The organism is Microbacterium meiriae (assembly GCF_025143875.1).
In the GTDB taxonomy this organism is placed as follows: domain Bacteria; phylum Actinomycetota; class Actinomycetes; order Actinomycetales; family Microbacteriaceae; genus Microbacterium; species Microbacterium meiriae.
Window position 1 is genome coordinate 1 of record NZ_JAMBDU010000041.1, and the last position, 20,723, is coordinate 20,723.

Genomic DNA, 20,723 nt, shown 5'->3' on the forward strand with positions numbered 1-20,723 from the left:
ACTCGATCCGCCGCTGACCTGCGCTCAGACCGTGCGCCAGTCGTGGCTCTCGATCGCCGCGCCCGCCTGCGGTCCCATCTGCAGCATGCCGCCGTCGATCACGACCGAGGCCCCCGAGATGTAGGCGGCCTCCGGCGAGGCGAGGAAGGCGATCAGCGCAGCGACCTCGCGGGCATCGCCAGGGCGTCCGAGCGGGATGCCGGGGCGGTCCTCGGCGTGCGGGTCGGTGTCCGTCTGCCCGGTCATCGGGGTCGCGATCTCACCCGGGGCGACGCTGACGGCGCTGATCCCGTACCGGCCGAGCTCGAGCGCGAGGTTCTTCATGAGCCCGCCGAGGCCGTGCTTGGCCGTGTCATACGCGCTCGCCCCCACCATCGGCTGGTGCTCGTGCACGCTGGTGACGGAGATGAGTCGTCCGCCCCGACCTGCGGCGACCATCGACCGGGCGGCCCGCTGCAGGCAGACGAAGGCTCCGGTGAGGTCGGTGTCGAGCACCCGGTTCCACTCGTCGAGCGTCACGTCGAGGAACGGGGTCTGGAGCCCGGCGCCGGCGTTGTTGACGAACACGTCGACGCCGCCGAGCTCCGCGATCAGCCCGTCGATCACGTCGCCGCAGGCGGGGATGTCGGAGACGTCGAGCTGGGTCACCACCGCCCGGGCGCCGTGACTGCGCACCTCGTCCGCGGTCTCCTGGGCCCCGGCCTCGTCGCTGTGCCAGGTGATGCCGACGTCGATGCCCGCCGCGGCGAGGGCCACGGCGGTCGCGCGGCCGATGCCGGAGTCGGCCCCGGTCACGATCGCGCGGCGGGCCTCGGCCTCCAGCCGCGCCTGCGGATCCCCGGCCTCCGCCATCGGCGTCGGGGTCTTGTCGTTGTGCTGAGATTCGGACATGTCGGCCTCCTGCTCGGACGTCATCGGTGCGAGCGACGGTACGGGGAGGGTCGGGAGTGGTCGAACCGGTTGACGACGAGCGGCGGCGACGCTAGCCGTCCGCGTCATCCGGCGACTCATGGCGTTATCCCAGGGAACGGTCCTGGTGGGAAGGATCACGGCCGGGTAACGTCATCCCCATCGCGGCGATCCGGGCGGTCCCGGGCCCCGGCTCATATCCGGAGGCGTTGCGGGTTCGACTCCCGCCGTCGCGTCCACTCGGCGCTCGCGGCCGTTCATCCTCGATGATGGAGGCATGCCTTCCGCCCCTCGCCCCGGACTCCGCGTCTCCGCGGGTCTGACGATCCCGGAGGCCGAACTGTCGTGGCGTTTTTCGCGATCGTCGGGGCCGGGCGGTCAGGGCGTGAACACCACGGACTCCCGGGTGGAGCTGGTCTGGGATGCGGCGAACTCCGCGGCCCTGTCGCCGACGCAGCGCGACCGGCTCCGGGAGCGGCTCCGCGGGCGCCTGGTCGACGGTGTGCTGACGATCGCCGCGTCCGAGCACCGCGCGCAGCTGCGCAATCGGGAAGCGGCCAGAGAACGGCTCGCTGCGCTCGTCGCGGAGGCCGTGCGTCCGCCGGCGCCGACGCGGCGGGCGACGAAACCGAGTCGAGGGTCGAAGGAGCGTCGGCTGACGGCGAAGCATCGCCGCACCGACGTCAAGAGCCTGCGGCGGCGCCCCCGCGAGGACTGAGGTCCGCGGATCTCTCTTCGCTCCGCGAGCCGGCGAGCTGCTCCTCGATCGGGGCCCAGCCGTGTTCGAGAAGGGCCGAGCCGGCGTCGAGCACGCTCTGCTGATCGTCGCTCTCGGTGACGAGGATCTGCATCTGCAGGACGAACCGCGCGTACACGCGGACCTCGGGGGTGGGGGCCGGGATGTCGAGTTCGTCGGCGATGGCCTCGGCGAGCGCGTCCTCGTGGCGCAGCCACATCTTCGACGCGTAGTCCCGGAGCGCCGGCGTCTCGTTGAGGAAGCGCAGGAAGATACGGGCCACGTCGTCGCCGTGCTCATCGAGGTTGGCGGCGATCTCGGCCGCATAGAAGTCGTGGATGGCCTTGTTGATCGTCACACCGGTCGACCGGCCGCGCACGGCCGAGACGAGGCGGTCGCGCTGCTCGTCGTCCTCGTCGAAGACGAGCGCCTCCTTCTGCGGGAAGTGGGCGAACACGGTGGTGGGGGAGACATCGGCGGCGTCCGCGACCTCGCGGATGCTGACGTTGTCGAACCCGCGCTCCAGGAACATCCGGGTGGCCACGTCGGAGATGTTCTTGCGGGTCGCGGCCTTCTTGCGCTCGCGGCGACCCAGGGGCGGGGGCGTCGTCATGCGGCCACCCTATCGTGCACTCGACCAGAAAGTGTATTGACACCAAAACTGGTATCACTACACTTTCGGTATGACTTCACCTCGTTTTCCCGTTCGCGACGCCGGCCGCGCGTGGGTCATGCTCGTCGTCCTCACGATGCTCACGGTCATCGGCATGACCGTCGTCCTGCCCGTGCTGCCGTTCGTCGTGCTGCAGTACGTCGCGCACGAACACGACCTCGCCCTCTGGGTAGGGGTGCTGGAAGCGGTCAACGGGCTGTGCGCCTTCCTCGCCGCCCCGCTCCTCGGGCGGCTCTCCGACCGGTTCGGACGACGACCCGTCATCATCGTCGCGGCGTTCGGCGCAGCCTTCTCGATGGCGCTGTTCGGCGTGGGCGGGGCGATCTGGGTGCTCGTGCTCGCCCGTGTCATCCAGGGGCTGACGGCCGGAGACCTCCCTGCCCTGTTCGCCTACCTGGCCGACATCACGCCGCCCGAGAAGCGCGCGCAGCGCTTCGGTTTCCTCGGCGCACTGACCGGCATCGGCACCATGATCGGTCCCGCCATCGGCGGTCTGCTCGCCGCGATCGATCTCCGTCTGCCGGTCTTCCTCACTGCGGCGGTCGGCCTCACGATCGCGATCCTCAGCATCTTCCTGCTGCCGGAGAGCCTGCGACCGGAGAACCGGATCGCCAGGATCGCCCTCCGCGACGTCCAGCCGTTCGGCGTGTTCCGCACCGCCTTCGGCCGCCCCGAGCTCCGCGGGCTGATGATCGCGTTCGCGCTGCTCGCGCTACCGTTCGGGTTCTTCGTGAACAACTTCAGCGTCCTCGCCCTCGACGCCATCCAGTGGGGGCCGACGCAGATCGGCCTGCTCACGGCGGGGGTCGGCATCATCGACATCCTCATCCAGGGGGTGCTGCTGGGCTTCCTTCTCCCGCGGATGGGGGAGCGCGGCGTGATCGTCAGCGCCATCGTCGCGCAGGCGATCGGTCTCGCCGGCCTCGCAGTCGTGGCCTCGCTGCTCGCCCAGCCGTGGCTCTTCATCGTCGGTGCGCTGATGCTCGCCGCCGGTCAGGGCGCTGCCCAGGCCGCGATGGACGGCGCGATGTCCAACGCCGTGGGCGACGACGAACAGGGCTGGCTCGGAGGTGCCACCCAGTCCCTCAACGCCGCGATGAGCACCGTCGCCCCGTTGATCGCGGCCGCCCTCTACACCGCTGTCAGCCATGCCGCGCCGTACGGGCTCGGCGTCGGGATCATGGTCGTCGCCGCGCTCGTCGTCGCGCGGGCGCACATCGCGAACACGGCGAAGCGTCCGGCTGCGGAGACTCGGGATGGCGTCGCCGGGGAGGTGGCCGAGGCGCGGGCCTGAGTCCGGCGACGCGCGGGCCCGGGCGCGAGGATCAGTGCTCGCCGCGGACGAGCTCCAGCCCGGCCCCGGCGAACTGCCGCAGCGTGGCGTCGGGGAGGAAGGCCCGGGTGAGCGCTCCGCCGATGCGGGTGAGGTCGCTCTCGTCGCGGAAGAGGAGGTACATGGTCTCGTAGCGGGGGTGGAACTTCTCCTTGAAGCGGTGCAGCGAGCGGAAGCCGTACACGGGCTCGAGCGCATCGGCGAGCCGGTCGCTCAACGCGGCGATCACACCGGCGTCCGGCGGGTAGTCGTGCGCGAGGGGAGCGCCGGAGAGTGACATGAACTCGGCTCCCTCCTCCGAGAACTGCTGCGCGGAGGCGCCGATCAGATACTCCATCACCGGTCCGAAACCGCCCTCGCGACGCCGCATGAGGTCGAGGGTCCAGCCGCGGACCACCCCGCCCTCCCCGTACACGGGCAACCACGAGAGGAAGCCGTCGACGTCGCCGTTCGGAGCGATCGCGAGGGCGAGCCGCACCTCGGGGTCCTCCGCCTCCTCCAGGGTTCCCAGGGTGAACCGCATCTCCGGAAGGTCCTTGTCGCCGACCCACGCCTCGGAGATCCCACGGAGCTGCTGACGGAGGCCCCAGGTCTCCGCCGCCAGGTGGGTGAGCCGGAAGGTCATCTGCTCCCGCCCGGCCCGGTTGAGCGATGTGCGCACCGGCTGCCAGCGTTTGCCGGTGAAGGTGAGGCCGGGAAGGTCGACGATCGTGTCGTCCGCCACCACGAGGCTGCGCCACGTCTCCGGGATTGCCGCCCTCGTCGCCTCGTCCGCGCTGAAGAAGCAGGGGACGAGTCCGGCGTCCTCGGCCGTGCGGATGAAGTCACGGACCGCGGCGGACCGGGACTCCGCCGGGCCGATCGGATCGGCGAGGGCCAGGGCGACGCCGTTGCGGCGCTGGTACGCGACGATCCCGCCGTCCACGCGGGCGTAGCCGTTGCCCTCCCATGTCGTCATCCAGGACAGGGTGCCGCCGCCGTGCGCCCGCAGTTCGCGCCGGAGTTCGTCTCCGGTCGGGGCAGGCTGCCGGCCGAGCGCGGTCGAGCGGCGCGCACGGAAAGCCCGGCGTACCGCGATCAGATAGGTGAGCACCAGCGCCCAGAGGATCCCGGTGGCGAGCGTGAGTTCGGTCTCTGCGTCGATCACCGTCTCGAGCTGCGCCTCGCTCGTGAGGATGATGAGGACCAGCACGAGCGTGGCGGCGAGCACGTTGAGCGGGCCGAGGATGACGGCGACGACCCACGCCCAGCGGCGACCGCGCCGCAGGCCGTTCGCGATGAAGAGGATCACCGCGACGTCGATCGCCGTATCGATGAAACCGCCCGAAGCGGGATCGGTGGGACCGAACGGGCCGTCGGTCGGCACGAGGACCGTGATGATCTCGATGGCCACGAGCGTGAGCACCGCCATCACGGCGATCAGTCGCTGCTCCCGGACGGTCGTGCGCCGCACGCGGAGGCTCCGGTCCACGAACAGGATCAGCAGGACCGCGAACAGGTGCTCGAGGTCGGCCAGCTCTCCCCAGAACATCATCGCGACGAACACGAATCCGAGGAGCACCAGCCACGCGCGCACCCGCCAGGGCGGACGGAACAGGCCGACGGCGGCGGCGATGCAGGCCATGGTCCCGCCGGATGCGCCGACGTCGAGGGCCTGCGCCTGAGTCTGCGCCCACGCCCACGGAAGCTGCGATACGAGCAGCAGGAACAGAGCCGTCGCGAAGATCGCGAAGAGCTGCCCGACCGTGAAGTAGGCGAGGGCGACCCGGGTGCCGCGGCGGTGCTCCAGGTAGCCCATGCCCCAGAACCCGGCGATGGTGAAGAGGTACACCCAGGGTTCGTTGACGAAGAACGTCCCCGTGACCGGCGTCCACCACTTGCCCTCGGCCAGGCTCGGCAGCCCGTAGGCGACGGCGGGGAAGAGCGCCGAGTCCTCGAACGGCCGCCACAGCCCCTGCCAGATCACGCCCGTGAGCAGGACCAAGCCGATCATCGTCAGCGTCGCCGGCGTGGTCCGCAGGGCCCCGAACAGGAGACGGGCCGACGAGGGGCGCTCCGAGGTCATGCGCTCAGCGTAGAGGTGGGGCCGCCGCACGGCGACCCCACCGCCCGACTCACTCGTCGATGGCCGCCGCGATCGCCTCCTCCAGGTCGTTCCACTCGACGAGCTCGACCTTCTCGCCGTCGACGAAGAACGTCGGGGTGCTGCTCACCCCCAGCCGCTCGCCGTCGCGCTTGTCCTGCTGCACGCGGGCGAGGGTGGCGGGGTCCGCGACCGCGGCGTCGTACGCGGCCAGGTCGAGCCCGAGCTCCTCGGCGAACGCGCGGAACACCTCCGGCGTCTCCGTCGACTGCTTGCCCCACTGGGCCTGCGTCTCGAACAGACGGTGGAACATCTCCTCGTAGCGGTCCTGCTGTGCAGCGGCCTCGGCGGCCAGCGCGGCCTGCGTCGAGTTCACGTGCCCTGGCAGCGGGAAGTACCGGGTGACGTACCGGATGTCGCCGTCGTGGGTCTCGCGCAGCTCCTCCACGATCGGGTAGAACGCGCCGCAGGCCTCGCACTCGAAGTCGAGGAACTCGACGACCGTGACGGCGTCGGGGCCGCCCTCATCGAGGACGTGGGAGTCGGTGCGGACGGTGGGCAGCTTCTCGCCGGCCTCGGGATCGGGCTTCGCGGGCTGCTGGCTGAGGGCGTAGACGATGCCGGCGACGAGCAGCACGACGGCGACGGCGACGGCGATCAGGGTCGCCTTGACGGGGGTCTTCATGGGGTCTCCAAACACGGGGGATACGACGAGGGGTGCCGCAGACGCGGCCGGGGCCGGCGTCGGATCAGGTGCGGGAGATGGAGAGCTGGACGAGCGAGACCGCGGGGAGGAGCGGGCGAGGGCCGGCGCGGAGGCGTGCGGTCGCCCGGGGCAGGAGACCGCGGAGACGGACGCCGCCGCGGGTGCGCAGGTGCCGGAGGAGCAGGACGAGGGCGACGCAGCAGAGGGCCGCCATTGCGCACGCCGCCGCATCGGAAGCCAGATCGGCCGAGGGGCCATCGACGAGCGGGACTCCGGCTGCCGTGGCGTCGGCGGGCTGCGAGACGCCGGGGGCGAGGCACAGGGTCGCATGCGGATCCACCGACCCGTGGGAGGCCGACCAGGCACCGACGACGAGGAGGAGCGCGAGGCCGACGGCGATCATGATCCGGCTCGGCAGGATCCGCTCGGCGCGCGCTCGCGGCGTCGGGACGGGGGCGAGGGGCGGCATGTCCCGCGCAGTCTAGCAACGAGGCCTTTGCCGTCTCCGGGCCCGACCGGCCCCGACGTGCCTAGACTGGAGGGGTGGCGAGACTACTGATCATCGGCGGCTTCCTCGCCGCCGTGTTCTGGGTGTACAGCATCGTCGACTGCGCCGTGCAGCCGGCGACGCGGCACCGCGGCGTGCCCAAGGCCGCCTGGGTCGCCATCGTCGTCCTCATCCCCGTCATCGGCGGGATCCTCTGGTTCGTCATCGGCCGTCGCCGGGCGAACGACCAGGGTGTGCCGCGCACCGTCGCCCCGGACGACGACCCCGCGTTCCTCCGCAGCATCAGCAAAGCGGAGCAGGACGCCCGGATCCGTCGCCTCGAGGAGGAGCTCGCGCGGCTCGACGAGGAGACCGACGAGCCGCCCGCCGCGGATCCGCGCCCGTGACCTCGTCGCCGGCGATGGAGGCCGCGGCCTCCCTGTTCGCCGACCTCGTGTCCCACGGCGTGCGTGACGTCGTCCTCTCGCCGGGGTCGCGTTCGCAGGCTCTTGCGCTCGCCGCGGCGGCCTTCGCCGACGAGGGCCCGCTCCGCGTGCACGTGCGGATCGACGAGCGGGTCGCCGGATTCACCGCCCTGGGCATCGCCAGGGAGACCCGCGTCCCCGTCGCGGTCGTGTGCACCAGCGGCACGGCCGTCGCGAACCTCCTCCCGGCCACGATGGAGGCCTTCCACTCCGGAGTGCCGCTGCTGCTGCTCACCGCGGATCGGCCTCCCGAGCTGCGGGGGGTCGGTGCGAATCAGGCCACCGTCCAGGAGGGGCTCTTCCACCCCTGGGTGCGGGCGCAGATCGACGCCGCCGTCCCCGGGGACGGCGACTGGGACGGCCTCGCCGCGCGAGTGGTCGCCCTCGCGCTCGGAGCGGCGGATGCCGAGTCCGGGCTTCCCGGCGTGGCCGGCCCCGTGCACCTGAACCTGCCCTCCCGCGAGCCGCTGTCGGGCGCGATGCCCTCACGCACGCTGACACCGGGGGAGCCGCCGCGGCTTCCGGAGCCGGAGGCGTTCCCGCTGGAGCGCGGTCCCCGGACGGTCGTCCTGGCGGGCGCCGATGCGGGCGCTGAGGCGGAGGAGGTCGCCCACGTCGGCGGCTGGCCGCTCATCGCGGAGATCGTCAGCGGCGCGCGATTCGGGCGCCAGGTGGTCCACGGGTACCGCCGGCTGCTGTCCCGCGACGACCTTGGCGGGCGCATCGAGCGGGTGGTCGTGCTGGGTCACCCGACGCTCAGCCGCGAGGCCGCGCGCCTGCTGTCCCGCGCGGACGTGGAGGTGGTCGCGGTCCGCAAGGGCGGCGAGGAGCTGAACCTCAACCACCGCACGCGCGCCGTCGCGGCCGTCGCGGTCGCGCCGGGGGAGACCGACAGGGAGTGGCTCGGAGCGTGGATGCGGGCCGCCGCCGCCGAGGCCGTGGATCTCAGTGAGAACGCGCCCGACACCGAAGGGCTCTCCTCCACCGACGTCGCCGCCCGCCGCGTCGCCGTGCGCGCGGAACTCGACGCCGTGCGCCGCCCGCTCGACCGCGAGCGCCTCGTGGATGCGGTGTGGCGGGCCACCTGGCCGCACGACCGCCTCGTGTTCGGATCGTCGCGCCTGGTCCGCGTCGCCGACGAGGTGCTCGGCGGCAAGAAGGTCCCCGTGCACGCCAACCGCGGACTCGCCGGGATCGACGGCACGATCGCCACCGCCACGGGCGTCGCGGTCGCGAGCCAGGCCGCCGGGGCGCCGGGTGTGACCCGGGTGCTGCTCGGCGACCTCGCGTTCCTCCACGACGTCGGTGCGCTGCTGTTCCCGAGTGACGAGACGGAGCCGCGCCTCCAGGTCATCGTCGGCAACGACGGAGGCGGCACGATCTTCGACGGCCTGGAGGTGGCGGGCACCGCCCCCTCCGCGCACCTGGATCGTGTGTTCTACACCCCGCACGGTGTCCGCCTGGAGCACCTCGCGCTCGCCTACGGCTGGGAGTATCAGCGGGTCACCACGCGAACCGCTCTCGACCAGGCGCTGACGACGCCGCGCGGCGGTCGCCAGATCATCGAGGTACCGCTGCCGCGGTGACTGGCATCATGTGCGTATGAACGCGCACACCTGGACGCAGAACCTGCGGGTGCGGCCCGGCTTCCGCCTCGCCGACGTCGACCCCGAGAGCAAGCCCGGCTACGACCACGGCAAGTCCCGCGGCACGGCCGACCTCGAAGCGGGTCTCGAGCAGCTGAACGACCTGCAGGAGCGGCTGTTCGCCGAGAGCCGGGTGGGCACGGCGCAGGATGCGGTGCTGCTCGTCCTGCAGGCGATGGACTCCGCGGGCAAGGGCGGCATCGTGCGGCACGTGGTCGGCGGTGTCGATCCGCAGGGCGTGGCGCTGGCGGCGTTCAAGGCGCCGACGGAGGAGGAACGCCGGCACGACTTCCTGTGGCGGGTCGAGAAGCGGCTCCCGGAGCCCGGGTTCATCGGGGTGTTCGACCGCTCGCACTACGAGGACGTGCTCATCGGACGGGTGAGGCAGCTGGCCGATCCCGCGGAGATCGAACGCCGCTACGACGCGATCAACGCGTTCGAGGAGCGCATCGCGGCCTCCGGCGTCCGCATCGTCAAGGTCATGCTGCACATCTCGCCGGAGGAGCAGAAGGCGCGGCTCATGGAGCGTCTGGAACGCCCGGACAAGCACTGGAAGTACAACCCGGGCGATGTCGACGAGCGGATGCTCTGGCCGCAGTACATGGAGGCGTACCAGACCGTCTTCGACCGCACGTCGACGGAGGCCGCTCCCTGGTACGTCGTGCCGGCGAACGCGAAATGGTACGCCCGGCTGGCCGTGCAGGAGCTGCTGCTCGCCGCCCTCGAGGACATCGATCCCCAGTGGCCGGTCGCCGACTTCGATGTCGAGGCCGAGAAGAAGCGCCTCGCCGCGAGCTGACCGCGGCGGACGTCAGGCCAGCGCGTCGACGAGGGGACGGAACTTCACCCGCGTCTCGAGGAGTTCGCTCTCCGGATCCGATCCGGCGACGATCCCGGCCCCGGCGTAGGCGGTGACCGTGATCGCGTCCTCGGCCGTCGTGAACTGTGCGCACCGCAGGGCGATGGCCCACTCGCCGTTGCCGTCCGCGTCGACCCAGCCGACCGGCCCGGCGTAGCGGCCGCGGTCGAACGGCTCGAGCTCCCGGATGGCGGCGATGGCCGTCGGTGTCGGAGTGCCCGCGACGGCCGCGGTCGGGTGCAGGGCGCGCACGAGGTCGAGGGCCGAGCGGCCGTTCTCCATCTCGCCTTCCACGTCGGTCGCGAGATGGAAGAGGTTGGGCAGCTTGAGGAGGAAGGGCTGCTCGCTCGCCGCCAGCGCCCTCGTGTACGGGCGGAGCGACGCGAGAACGCTCTGCACGGCGTACTGGTGCTCGTCGAGGTCCTTGGTGCTGGAGGCGAGGTGCGCGGACGCGGCGGTGTCCGCGTCGGCATCCGCTCCGCGTCCGATCGTGCCGGCGAGCACGCGGGCGGTCACCGTCCGGTCCTGCACGGTGACGAGGGTCTCCGGGCTCGCGCCGATGAGCCCGTCGACCGCGAAGACCCAGGTGTCCGGGTACCCGGTGGCCAGTGCCCGGACGAGTCGCCGCAGGTCGGAGCCCGCGGGGATGGTGCCCTGGAGGTCGCGGGCGAGGACCACCTTGCTGAGCTCGCCGTCCGCGATGCGGGCGAGCGCTCCCCGCACGGCGTCCTGGTAGCCCTGGGGGCTCTGCGCTCCCGGGCCCACGGTGCCGGCCCAGTGCGGTCCGTACTCTGCGGGCTCGACGGCGCCCGGCGCACGGTCGTCGTCGCTGCGACGGATGCGGGTCTCCCAGAAGCGGTCCCCGTGGCGGCCGAGGATCCGCGACGGGATCACGAGCACGCTGTCGGCGTGCGAGTCCTCGTCGAAGGTGAAGGCCCCGAACGCGACGAGCCCGGTCCCGGGGAGTCGCAGCGGATCGGAGACCGCGGCCTCCGCCGAGAGCCCCTGCCAGAGCGCCGCGAGGGATTCGGCGCGGGTGCGTCCCTCCTTGGCCGGCGGGCGGAGCTCGGCGAGCGGCTCGCCCACCGCCACGATCCCGTCGCCGCGGCGGAACCAGGCGAGCGGGCGGGCGGGGTCCGCGAAGGAGAGGAGGTCTTCGACCGGGTCGATCTCTCGGGTCTCCACGACCAGGGGGGTGTGCTGCACGACTCCAGCCTATTCCGCGGGGCGTCGGCGGAGCCCGCGGACGTAGGGTGGGCGGATGAGCGATGCGCGTCCCGCAGGCGGTGCCGAGATGATCTTCCAGTGGCGCAAGTGGGACGGGTCGCCGCACTGGCGTCACGAGTGCGTGTACCTCGGCGCCGACCGGTGGGGCGACTGGGTGGGGCAGCCCGCAGGCTGGCACAGCGCCCGTCCGGGGGCGGAGTTCCATGCGGCCACGCCCAACGTCACCCTCGTCCCGCCGAGCGCCGACTTCGCGCTCACCGTCAATCGCCGCCACCCCCGCGGCATGCGCGTCTACATCGATCTCGGGTGGGACGTCCGGTGGTCGGACGATCCCCTGCTCGCGATCGGCATCGACATGGATCTCGACGTCGTCCGCGTGGAGGGCGAGCGCGGCACCTGGGTCGATGACCGGGACGAATGGGCGGAGCACAGCGCCCGCTACGGGTACCCGGCCACCGTCATGCGGCATCTGGAGGAGCTGGCGCTCGACCTCGAGACGCGGGTCAGGGAGCGCACGGCGCCGTTCGACGACGCCACGGCCGATCCGTGGCTGGACCGGCTGGAAGCGCTGGAGCTCGCGCCTAGACTGGACGCGTGACCGCGAACGACAAGAACCGCGCCGATCTCGGCAAGGACCCCGCCCGCGTCAGCGGCATGTTCGACCAGGTCGCTGCCGGGTACGACCGCACGAACACGGCGATGACGTTCGGCAACGACGCGCTGTGGCGGGCCGCGACCACCCGCGCCGTCGCCCCGAAGCCGGGGGAGCGCATCCTCGACCTCGGCGCGGGGACCGCGTCTTCCTCCGCCTCCCTCGCCCGCAGCGGCGCGCAGGTCGTCGCGGCGGACTTCTCGCCCGGCATGCTCGCCGAGGGTCAGCGCCGCCACGGAGCGATGCGGAACCTCTCCTTCGTGCAGGCGGACGCCACGGCCCTGCCGTTCGCGGACGACGAGTTCGACGCGGTGACGATGTCCTACGCGCTGCGGAACGTCAACGACCCGAAGAAGGCGCTGCGCGAGCTCTACCGGGTGACCAAGCCGGGCGGCCGCCTCGTCATCAACGAGTTCTCCACGCCGCCCGGGAAGCTCTTCCGCGGGGCCTACCGGTTCTACAACGCGCAGGTGCTCCCGCGCGTGGCCCGCGTCGCCGGCACGAACGGCGACGCCTACGACTATCTGAACGAGTCGATCCGCGACTGGCCCGACCAGAAGCGGCTGTCCGAGTGGATCAGGGAGGCGGGCTGGCGCGACGTCGCGTACCGCAACCTCACCTTCGGCATAGTGGCCCTGCACCGGGCTCGCAAGCCCGCGTGACCACGGCGCGAACGGCGGCACCCGACGCAGGTAGGCTGGGACCGTGACTTCGAGCCCCAGCGCCCCGGGTTCGCGACTCGCGAGCCGTCTCGGCTTCAGCGATCGCGTCTTCGTCGGTCCCGCCGCGCGTCGCATCGCCCGCACCATCGAGGACGGACTGGAGCTGGTGGAGACGGGGCTCGCGGACGACGTCCGCGTCGCCGACCCGCTCGCCGACGCCGCCAGCCGCTACCTTTACGAGGCCGGTGGCAAGCGCATCCGTCCCGTGCTCACGCTGCTCGCGGCCCAACTCGGCGACGGGAACACCCGAGAGGTGATCGACGTCGCGAAGGCGCTGGAGATCACGCACCTCGGGTCGCTCTACCACGACGACGTCATGGACGGCGCCGACCGCCGACGGGGGGTTCCCGCCGCGCAGACGGTGTGGGGCAACAACATCGCCATCCTCACCGGCGACATCCTCTTCTCGCGGGCCAGCCAGCTCATGTCCCGCCTGGGTGAGCGGGCAATCCGACTTCAGGCCGATACGTTCGAGCGACTGGTCCTCGGGCAGATGCACGAGACCCTCGGCCCGCAGCCGGACGACGACCCGATCGCGTTCTACATCCAGGTCCTCGCCGACAAGACCGGTTCGCTGATCGCGGCGGCCACCCAGGGCGGCGTGATCTTCTCGAACGCCCCCGCTGAGTACGAGGAGCCGCTGCGCGCCTACGGCGAGAAGATCGGTGTCGCCTTCCAGCTGCTCGACGACGTGATCGACCTGTCGGCCAAGCCCGAGGAGACCGGCAAGGTCCCGGGGACCGACCTCCGCGCCGGCGTCCCGACCATGCCGTACCTCCTGCTCAAGGCGGAGGACGACGCCGCCGCGGCGGATCTCGCCGCCCGCATCGACGACGGCGTGGCCCTCATCGCCGACGGCGCCGACCCCGCCATCCTCGACGGACCGCTGGACGAGCTCCGCGACCACGCCGTCACCCAGAAGACACTCGAGCTCGCCCACGCCTGGACGCAGGAGGCGATCGACGCCCTCACCGCCCTTCCGCGCGGCACCGTGCGCGAAGCGCTCACCCGATTCGCCGAGACCCTCGCCGAGCGCTCCAGCTGACATCGCGCGGGCCGAAGGCCCGGGTGTCTGCCGCGACGGCACACGAAAGGACCTCCATGACCAAGCTGAGACTGGCCATCGTCGGTGCAGGCCCCGCGGGCATCTACGCCGCGGACATCCTGCTGAAAGCCGAGCGCAAGTTCGACGTGTCCATCGACCTGTTCGAGCAGCTCCCCGCCCCGTACGGACTCGTCCGGTACGGCGTCGCCCCCGACCATCCCCGCATCAAGGGCATCATCACCGCCCTGCGCGACGTGCTCGACCGCGGCGACATCCGCCTCTTCGGCAACGTCCGCTTCGGTGAGGACATCACGCTCGACGACCTCAAGAAGCACTACAACGCGGTCATCTTCGCTACCGGAGCGATCCGCGACACGTCGCTGGACATCCCCGGCATCGACGCGGTGGGCTCCTACGGCGCCGCCGACTATGTGAGCTGGTTCGACGGGCACCCCGACGTGCCGCGCGAGTGGCCGCTGGACGCCGCGTCGGTGGCGGTCCTCGGCAACGGCAACGTCGCCCTCGACGTCTCCCGCATGCTCGCGAAGCACGCCGAAGACCTCCTCGTCACCGAGGTCCCCGAGAACGTGTACGAGGGCCTCAAGGCGAGCGCCGTCACGGACGTGCACGTGTTCGGCCGCCGAGGCCCGGCTCAGGTGAAGTTCACGCCGCTGGAGCTCCGCGAACTGGGGGAGCTGCGCGACGTCGACATGGTCGTCTACGACGAGGACTTCGACTACGACGAGGCCTCGAAGGACGCGGTCGCGAGCAACAAGCAGGTCATGGTCATCGACCGCATCCTGCAGTCGTGGCGCACGCGCGACTCCGTCAACAATGCCGGCGGCACGGCATCGCGCCGCCTGCACCTGCATTTCTGGGCCCGCCCGGTCGAGGTCCGCACCGACGAGAACGGCCGTGTCGCGGCCCTCGTGTACGAGCGCACCCAGCCGGACGGCCAGGGTGGTGCGGTCGGCACCGGGGAGCTGCGCGAGGTGCCCGTGCAGGCGCTGTACCGCGCGATCGGCTACTTCGGCTCGCCGCTGCCCGGTGTCCCCTTCGACAAGAAGCACGGCGTCATCCCGAACCACGAGGGCCAGGTGCTCGCGAAGGACTCCAACGATCGCGTGCCCGGCGTGTACGCGACCGGCTGGATCAAGCGCGGCCCGGTCGGCCTCATCGGCCACACGAAGTCCGACGCCATGGAGACCGTCCGTCACCTCATCAACGACCAGGGGTCGTGGTGGCACCCGGAGGACCCGTCCGAGGAGGCCATCCCGGCACTGCTCGCCGAGCGCGGCGTCGCCTGGACCGATCTGGACGGCTGGCACCGCCTCGACGAGCACGAGATCGGCCTCGGCGCGCCCCAGGAGCGGGCGCGTGTGAAGGTCGTCCCGCGCGACGAGATGGTGCGCGTCTCCCGCGGCGAGTGAGTCGTCTCGGCGCCGGGGCGTGCTCCCGGCGCCGGGTCCCCGCAGCCCTAGGCTGAGGCCATGCGACCTCGTGCACTCCTGGCCCTCGGCGCCGTGGCCGTGCTCCTGCTGTCCGGCTGTGCGCCCGAACCCGAGGTGAAGCCGACCGGGACGCCGTCGGCCGCGATCACGCCCGCCCCGACGGACGCGGCGGCGCAGGCGCCCACCCCGGCTTTCGACGTGGACTGCGCCGATGTCGAGGCGGCGATGTCGACCGCCGGCGGCGATGTCGGCGGTGAGGTGGCCGAGGTGCTCGGCGTGTGGTCGTCGCCGAGCTGGTACCCCGGTCCGGCGCAGCACATGTTCCAGCGGGCGGGCGGGATCGCCTGCTCGGCGGGAACGGCGGAGCACAACTGGGAGGTCACGATCCTCCCCGGGGCCGAGGAAACGGTCGCGGGCGCGGAGTCGCGCGGCGGCTACTACGGTGAGGAATCCCGCTGCGAGACCGGCGGGTACTGCTTCTTCCAGCTCCTCGACGGCGAGGTGCTCGTGTCGGCGACCGTCGTGGACCCGGAGAAGGGGCCGGACGACACCGCGGCGTTCGAGGAGGCCCTGCGCGCGCTCGGCGCCGCGGCCGTGGCGTCGCTGCGGGAGGTGGATGTGACGGAGAGCCCGGTGGAGGGTGTGGACTGCACGCGGTTCCTCACCGCGACGGAGCTCGCGGAGCAGGTCGACGCCGAGGTGTACGTGGTCGACGCGTTCGGCGGGTGGTCCATCCCGGCCGAGGTCTACCAGGAGCGCAACGGTGCGCGGATCTGTTACTACGCCTCCGGGGACGACGAATACGCCGCGCAGGGGTACATCATGCTCACCACGCTGCCCGGTGGCGCGTGGGCGTTCGACGAGCTCGAGGGCGAGGAGGAGATCGAGGTCGAGGGAGCGGATGCCGCCCGTACCGGCGTCGACGAACTCCGCCGTCCGGTGCTGGATCTCCGCGTGGGCGCGGACTGGCTGCGTCTCACGACGTTCGACGGGTCCGGAATCGACGACCTCGCGCCGATCGCGGCCACCATCGCGGACGACTTCGCCGTGGCCCGTCCCGGCGGACAATGACCGCCGTGGGCTAGCCTGGGCGCGAGGGGGAGGACGCATGGCCGAGTGGGTTCCGGATGTTCTCGGCGATGAGTTCGCCCAGCTCACCCTCGACCTCGGCAGCGACGAGCAGGGTCCTGTGGTCGCCACTCTCGTGCGGGCTCTGCCGACTCCCGTCCCGTGGTGGGAGCGTGCCCGGCGCCGTCGCCCGCTGCTGGAGGGCGTGGACGTGCTGTACGTCCACGGATGGTCGGACTACTTCTTCCAGAAGCGGTTGGCGCGGTTCTGGACGGCTCGCGGCGCTCGCTTCTTCGCCCTCGATCTGCGCAAGTACGGGCGCAGTCTTCGGGAAGGGCAGACCCCGGGTTACATCACCGATCTGTCCACCTACGATGAGGACATCGCCGCGGCCCTGGACGCCATGGGACGCGGCGACGGCGGCGAGGAGAGCGGTCGTCGTCTGATCCTGTTCGGACACTCGACCGGGGGCCTGACACTGAGCCTATGGGCGTCGCGGCATCCCGGTGCGGCCGATGCCCTCGTCCTCAACAGTCCCTGGCTCGAGTTCCAGTTCGCCCCCGTGCGGGCCGCCATCGCTCCGATGGTGGAGTTCCAGGCGCGGATCCGGCCGCTCGACGTCGCGCCGCAGATCGACCTCGGCTACTACACGCGGGCGCAGCAGGAGGTGGCCGACCCGGACGACCCGATGGAGGTCAACACCGCGTGGCGCCCGGTGCAGACGATGGCCGTCTACGCCGGGTGGCTCAACGCGATCCTCTCCGGGCACAAGACCGTCGCGGCAGGTCTGAACATCGCGGCACCGGTCTGCGTGCTGCTGTCGGCGCGGTTCGTTCCCCCGACCCGCTGGTCGGAGGAGCTCACTTCGGCCGACTCCGTTCTCGTCGTCGACGACATCGCCCGCGCAGCCCTGCGGCTGGGTTCCTCGGTGACGGTCGAACGGATCGACGGCGCCCTGCACGACGTCTTCCTGTCCCGGCACGACGCCCGGGAGGACGCCTACCGTCGCCTGCACCGCTGGGTCGTCGGCTGGCGCGCCGCTCACACGTAGTACATCGCGCGGGCGAGACGCTCCGCCTCGTCGCCGTCGCCGGTGCGCACCGCCTCGGCGAAATCGGCATACACCTCGCGCATGCGTTCGCGATCGCCGGGACGCACGACCCATCCGCGCAGGTTCCGGGTCACGGCCACGGCGACATCGTCGATGAGCATCCGGTGCTGGCGGTTGCCGCTGTGGTCGGCGAGGTAGGCGAAGACCGCCCATCGCGCCCGTGCCGTCGATGCGCCGTCGGCAAGCGAGTCCTGCATCCGCGCGATGAGCTCCAGGACCCGCTCGCGGTGGACGGCGCTGAGTCGCGGCACCGCCATCCGGGCGGTGATCCCGCCCTGATAGCCGGCGAACTCCAGCGACTCGGCCACGACCTGCGGCGTGACCATCGTCACCTCCGTGTACCGGCTCGGGTACATCGTCACCAGTCCCAGGCGCTCCAGGCGCTGGAGTGCTTCGCGCACGGGCGTCCGCGAGACGTGGAGTTCGTCCGCCACGTCGACGTCCCGGATCCGGTCACCCTCGGCGAACTCTCCCTCCGTGATCAGCCGCCCGATGTGGTGGAACACCTCATCCGCCAGCAGCTGCTTGTTCTCTCCGATGCTCTTCGACTCGATCTGCCCCATGGCTCAGCCCCCGGTCGTTCTTGGTCTGCCACCGGCGTCCACTCCCGGGCGGTGAGGGGAGCGACGGTCGCAGGATTGCCGTCATGCCTCCACCGGGGGGCCGATCCGCGTGGGGGCGCGCAGCGGGCGGGGAGGCTTGTCATGAACCCGGGACCGGTCGACGTGCGACGCCGGCAGACCCCAGGCCGACGCGAGCTTCGGGGGCCCGCGCCGCTCCCTCCCCTGAGTCGGCGTGGCATCCTCGAAGCGCATCCACCGCGGCGATCGGGTGTCGGACGGGGATGGCGTCGGAGCCGTGACGAGTCACGACCGCTTCCAGTCTCGACGAAGAACACCGATATCCCGATATGCGTTGACCGGAGAAAAGAAGGGGCTCGGGATGACTCCCGAGCCCCGATCGCCGACGCGTGTGACGTCAGCGGTAGTTGATGAACTGCAGATCGATGTCGAGGTCGCTGCCCTTGAGGAGCGCGATCACGGACTGAAGGTCGTCGCGGCTCTTGGACTGCACGCGCAGCTCGTCGCCCTGGATCTGGCTCTTCACGCCCTTGGGGCCCTCATCGCGGATGATCTTGCCGATCTTCTTCGCGTTCTCGGACGAGATGCCGTCCTTCAGGCTCGACAGGATGCGGAACTCCTTGCCGCTGGCGAAGGGCTCGCCCGAGTCGAGGCTCTTCAGCGAGATGCCGCGCTTGATGAGCTTGGACTGGAAAACGTCGAGGACGGCGTTCGCGCGCTCCTCCGTGTTCGCGGTGATGAGGATCTGCTCGCCGCTCCAGGCGATCGAAGCGCCGGTCCCCTTGAAGTCGTAGCGCTGCTCCACCTCTTTGCGCGCCTGGTTCAGGGCGTTCTCGGCCTCCTGGCGATCCACTTTCGAGACGATGTCAAAGGAACTGTCAGCCATGACTCAACTGTATCCGCGGGTGCGCGGAAAGTCCCGTGGGTGGGGCACGACTTCCTCCTTCTGCCCGGCGTCACCGCCGTCATCCGCGCGGGCGAGCAGTTCCTGCTGGCCCGGCACGCGCACTCCGGCGCGTGGAGTCTGCTCGGGGCCGGCGCGCGCTGGCGCTCTGGCTCCCGCCCGGGCCGGGGCCCGCTAGCTCCCGGTCGCCGTGTAGACGTTGTCGGACACCCGAGTCATCCCGTCTGGAGCAGGCGCACCGTCGGGGACCACGGTGAACGTGCCCGTGACGCCCCCGATCGAGAAAGGGGCCCCGTTCCCACCGCACCCGATCACCCACGCGTCAGCGTCGACGTAGGCGAGGAGACACGCTGCGGCATCGTCACGAGCGCGAGCGAGCCACAGGAACGTCCCGTCGCCTTCTCCGACGAACCGGGCTGTCGCCTGGTCCACGTCGTCCCACGCATAGCCGGGCAGATCGGCAGGAACCTCGTCCCGCGCCTCGGCTTCGCGATCGAGCACGGAGTATGCGCCTCCCGCACCCGTGCACCCGCTGAGTGCGACCGCGGACAGGACGACGGCGAGGGCGGCAGCAGACGGTCGAACGTGGAATCCCATCCGGCGATGCTCTCGCAGATGAGCCCCATGCGGAACCCCGCAGACTCTGCCGCAGAGCCTCGAAAGGTCTGACCTCCGGCCGATATGGAAGCGTTTTCATAACGCGTGCCTCGCGTCGGGCCGATCACGGGTTGATATCAACGCGTTCGCGGATTGTGATCGCTTCTCGAAACGATGCATACTGTAAGCGCTTGCAGTCTTGCAGGCGCTCAGCACTGAGAGAGGCACACACCAATGAAGGTGAACAAGAGGGGCATGGTCGCCGCGGGCGCCATCGCCATCGTTTCGGCTCTGACGCTCGCCGGCTGCTCGACCGGCTCCGGCGGCGACGACTCTTCCTCCGGTGGAGACAGCGGCGGCACGCTGACCGTCTGGGTCGACGCCGAGCGGGTCGACGCACTGCAGGGCGCGGCGGACGCGTACCAGGAGAAGACCGGTGTCACGGTCAAGCTGGTGGGGAAGTCCGTCGACGACATGAAGGACGACTTCATCCAGCAGGTCCCGACCGGCAAGGGCCCCGACGTGGTCATGGGCGCTCACGACTGGCTCGGCGAGCTCTCGACCAACGGTGTCGTTGCGCCGATCGAGCTCGGCGACAGCTCGGAGGACTACCTCCCCGTCGCCCTCCAGGCGGCGACCTACGCGGGCACCGTCTACATGCTTCCGTACGCCGTCGAGAACATCGCCGTGCTGCGCAACGCCGACCTCGTCCCCGAGCCCGCGACGAGCTTCGACGACATGGTCTCGAAGGGCACGTTCGTCGTGGAGCAGGGCGCCGAGGGCAACCCGTACCACCTGTACCCGTTCCAGACCGCGTTCGATGCACCGGTCTTCGGCACCGACGACAGCGGCAGCTACGACCCCACCGACCTGCAGCTCGGCAGCGAGGGCGGCTTCGCCTTCGCCGACTGGCTGGGTGCGCAGGGCGCCGCAGGCACGCTGAACACCGACATCGACGGCGAGATCGCCAAGCAGCAGTTCCTCGACGGCACCGCCGCCTTCTGGCTGACCGGTCCGTGGAACGTGGGCGCGGCCACCGATGCGGGCATCAACGTCGAGATCGACCCGATCCCGAGCCCGACGGGCGAGACGGCCTCGCCGTTCGCCGGCGTCAAGGGCTTCTTCGTGAGCGCCGAGTCGAAGAACAAGGTCGCCGCGAACGACTTCCTCGTCAACTACCTCGGCACGGAGGACGTGCAGCTGGAGCTGTTCAGGGCCGGCAACGTCCTCCCGGCCCTCACGGCTGCCGCGGACACCGCGGCGTCCGACCCGATCATCGCCGGCTTCCAGGCCGTCGGTGCCGACGCGGTCCCCATGCCGGCGATCCCCGCCATGGGTGCGGTCTGGCAGTTCTGGGGTGTGGCCGAGGCCGCCATCATCAACGGCGAGGACCCGCAGGCGACGTGGCAGAAGCTCGTCGACGACGTGACCGCCGCGATCGAGTAACG

21 protein-coding genes and 1 tRNA gene are annotated in these 20,723 nt (G+C 71.1%); 13 read left to right on the top strand and 9 right to left on the bottom strand.

Annotation, left to right across the window (positions count from 1 at the left end; translation table 11 throughout):
* Positions 1–24 precede the first annotated feature (24 nt).
* Positions 25–852: an SDR family oxidoreductase gene (locus M4D53_RS16925; protein WP_187664219.1), complete on the bottom strand. Its 828-nt coding sequence runs from the start codon at positions 850–852 to the stop codon at positions 25–27.
* A 220-nt stretch (positions 853–1,072) separates the two neighbouring features.
* Here M4D53_RS16925 and M4D53_RS16930 point away from each other — a divergent pair.
* Both M4D53_RS16930 and arfB read left to right on the top strand, forming a co-directional pair.
* Positions 1,073–1,148, top strand: a tRNA-Met gene (locus tag M4D53_RS16930).
* A 38-nt stretch (positions 1,149–1,186) separates the two neighbouring features.
* Positions 1,187–1,627 (top strand): alternative ribosome rescue aminoacyl-tRNA hydrolase ArfB, encoded by a 441-nt coding sequence (arfB, locus tag M4D53_RS16935; protein WP_187662297.1) that lies wholly within the window; start codon positions 1,187–1,189, stop codon positions 1,625–1,627.
* Here arfB and M4D53_RS16940 read toward each other — a convergent pair.
* On the bottom strand, positions 1,593–2,258 hold the full coding sequence (locus M4D53_RS16940) for a TetR/AcrR family transcriptional regulator (protein WP_187662296.1): 666 nt from the start codon (positions 2,256–2,258) through the stop codon (positions 1,593–1,595). The two genes, arfB and M4D53_RS16940, sit on opposite strands and share 35 nt — an antisense overlap.
* Positions 2,259–2,328: 70 nt before the next feature.
* Here M4D53_RS16940 and M4D53_RS16945 point away from each other — a divergent pair, with 70 nt between their 5' ends.
* Complete coding sequence (locus tag M4D53_RS16945; protein ID WP_259955216.1) at positions 2,329–3,612, top strand: MFS transporter; 1,284 nt, start codon at positions 2,329–2,331, stop codon at positions 3,610–3,612.
* A 31-nt stretch (positions 3,613–3,643) separates the two neighbouring features.
* Here M4D53_RS16945 and M4D53_RS16950 read toward each other — a convergent pair whose 3' ends face one another.
* The 3 genes from M4D53_RS16950 to M4D53_RS16960 all read right to left on the bottom strand — a co-directional run bounded on the left by M4D53_RS16950 (position 3,644) and on the right by M4D53_RS16960 (position 6,909).
* Positions 3,644–5,716, bottom strand: coding sequence for an MprF family protein (locus tag M4D53_RS16950; protein ID WP_259955217.1), 2,073 nt, complete (start codon positions 5,714–5,716; stop codon positions 3,644–3,646).
* Between the two features lie 49 nt (positions 5,717–5,765).
* A complete protein-coding gene (locus M4D53_RS16955; protein ID WP_259955218.1) occupies positions 5,766–6,419 on the bottom strand; it encodes a DsbA family protein in 654 nt (217 codons plus the stop codon).
* Positions 6,420–6,483: 64 nt separating this feature from the next.
* Positions 6,484–6,909, bottom strand: a complete 426-nt coding sequence (locus M4D53_RS16960; RefSeq protein WP_259955219.1) for a hypothetical protein — start codon at positions 6,907–6,909, stop codon at positions 6,484–6,486.
* Positions 6,910–6,983: 74 nt separating this feature from the next.
* Between M4D53_RS16960 and M4D53_RS16965 the strand changes: the two genes are divergently transcribed.
* The 3 genes from M4D53_RS16965 to M4D53_RS16975 are packed head-to-tail and all read left to right on the top strand — an operon-like array spanning position 6,984 to position 9,857.
* Positions 6,984–7,334: a PLD nuclease N-terminal domain-containing protein gene (locus M4D53_RS16965; RefSeq protein ID WP_101848410.1), complete on the top strand. Its 351-nt coding sequence runs from the start codon at positions 6,984–6,986 to the stop codon at positions 7,332–7,334.
* A gap of 14 nt (positions 7,335–7,348) precedes the next feature.
* Complete coding sequence (menD, locus tag M4D53_RS16970) at positions 7,349–8,998, top strand: 2-succinyl-5-enolpyruvyl-6-hydroxy-3-cyclohexene-1-carboxylic-acid synthase (RefSeq protein WP_259955228.1); 1,650 nt, start codon at positions 7,349–7,351, stop codon at positions 8,996–8,998.
* 16 nt (positions 8,999–9,014) lie between these two features.
* On the top strand, positions 9,015–9,857 hold the full coding sequence (locus M4D53_RS16975; protein ID WP_187662292.1) for a polyphosphate kinase 2 family protein: 843 nt from the start codon (positions 9,015–9,017) through the stop codon (positions 9,855–9,857).
* A gap of 12 nt (positions 9,858–9,869) precedes the next feature.
* Here the strand turns inward: M4D53_RS16975 and M4D53_RS16980 are convergent, their stop codons facing one another.
* Complete coding sequence (locus M4D53_RS16980; protein ID WP_259955220.1) at positions 9,870–11,123, bottom strand: isochorismate synthase; 1,254 nt, start codon at positions 11,121–11,123, stop codon at positions 9,870–9,872.
* A 55-nt stretch (positions 11,124–11,178) separates the two neighbouring features.
* On the opposite strand from M4D53_RS16980, the gene M4D53_RS16985 reads away from it, so the two are divergent.
* The 6 genes from M4D53_RS16985 to M4D53_RS17010 are packed head-to-tail and all read left to right on the top strand — an operon-like array spanning position 11,179 to position 17,133.
* A complete protein-coding gene (locus M4D53_RS16985) occupies positions 11,179–11,742 on the top strand; it encodes a DUF402 domain-containing protein (protein ID WP_259955221.1) in 564 nt (187 codons plus the stop codon).
* On the top strand, positions 11,739–12,458 hold the full coding sequence (locus M4D53_RS16990; RefSeq protein ID WP_259955222.1) for a class I SAM-dependent methyltransferase: 720 nt from the start codon (positions 11,739–11,741) through the stop codon (positions 12,456–12,458). Before M4D53_RS16985 ends, M4D53_RS16990 begins: the two co-directional genes overlap by 4 nt.
* Positions 12,459–12,501: 43 nt before the next feature.
* Positions 12,502–13,563 carry a polyprenyl synthetase family protein gene (locus tag M4D53_RS16995; protein ID WP_259955224.1) on the top strand — a complete coding sequence of 354 codons (1,062 nt, stop codon included), beginning with the start codon at positions 12,502–12,504 and terminating at the stop codon, positions 13,561–13,563.
* A 56-nt stretch (positions 13,564–13,619) separates the two neighbouring features.
* Positions 13,620–14,993, top strand: coding sequence for an FAD-dependent oxidoreductase (locus M4D53_RS17000; RefSeq protein WP_187662287.1), 1,374 nt, complete (start codon positions 13,620–13,622; stop codon positions 14,991–14,993).
* A 60-nt stretch (positions 14,994–15,053) separates the two neighbouring features.
* Positions 15,054–16,085 carry a hypothetical protein gene (locus tag M4D53_RS17005; protein ID WP_187662286.1) on the top strand — a complete coding sequence of 344 codons (1,032 nt, stop codon included), beginning with the start codon at positions 15,054–15,056 and terminating at the stop codon, positions 16,083–16,085.
* A gap of 37 nt (positions 16,086–16,122) precedes the next feature.
* Positions 16,123–17,133 carry an alpha/beta hydrolase gene (locus tag M4D53_RS17010; RefSeq protein ID WP_187662285.1) on the top strand — a complete coding sequence of 337 codons (1,011 nt, stop codon included), beginning with the start codon at positions 16,123–16,125 and terminating at the stop codon, positions 17,131–17,133.
* Here the strand turns inward: M4D53_RS17010 and M4D53_RS17015 are convergent.
* The 3 genes from M4D53_RS17015 to M4D53_RS17025 form a co-directional block, all read right to left on the bottom strand.
* The gene (locus M4D53_RS17015; RefSeq protein ID WP_259955225.1) at positions 17,124–17,756 is read right to left on the bottom strand and encodes a GntR family transcriptional regulator; all 633 of its coding nucleotides are present in this window, start codon (positions 17,754–17,756) and stop codon (positions 17,124–17,126) included. The two genes, M4D53_RS17010 and M4D53_RS17015, sit on opposite strands and share 10 nt — an antisense overlap.
* A 415-nt stretch (positions 17,757–18,171) precedes the next feature.
* Positions 18,172–18,660: a YajQ family cyclic di-GMP-binding protein gene (locus M4D53_RS17020; protein ID WP_187662263.1), complete on the bottom strand. Its 489-nt coding sequence runs from the start codon at positions 18,658–18,660 to the stop codon at positions 18,172–18,174.
* A 192-nt stretch (positions 18,661–18,852) separates the two neighbouring features.
* A complete protein-coding gene (locus M4D53_RS17025) occupies positions 18,853–19,275 on the bottom strand; it encodes a hypothetical protein (RefSeq protein ID WP_259955226.1) in 423 nt (140 codons plus the stop codon).
* A gap of 234 nt (positions 19,276–19,509) precedes the next feature.
* Between M4D53_RS17025 and M4D53_RS17030 the strand changes: the two genes are divergently transcribed.
* The gene (locus tag M4D53_RS17030; protein WP_259955227.1) at positions 19,510–20,721 is read left to right on the top strand and encodes a sugar ABC transporter substrate-binding protein; all 1,212 of its coding nucleotides are present in this window, start codon (positions 19,510–19,512) and stop codon (positions 20,719–20,721) included.
* Positions 20,722–20,723: the final 2 nt, after the last annotated feature.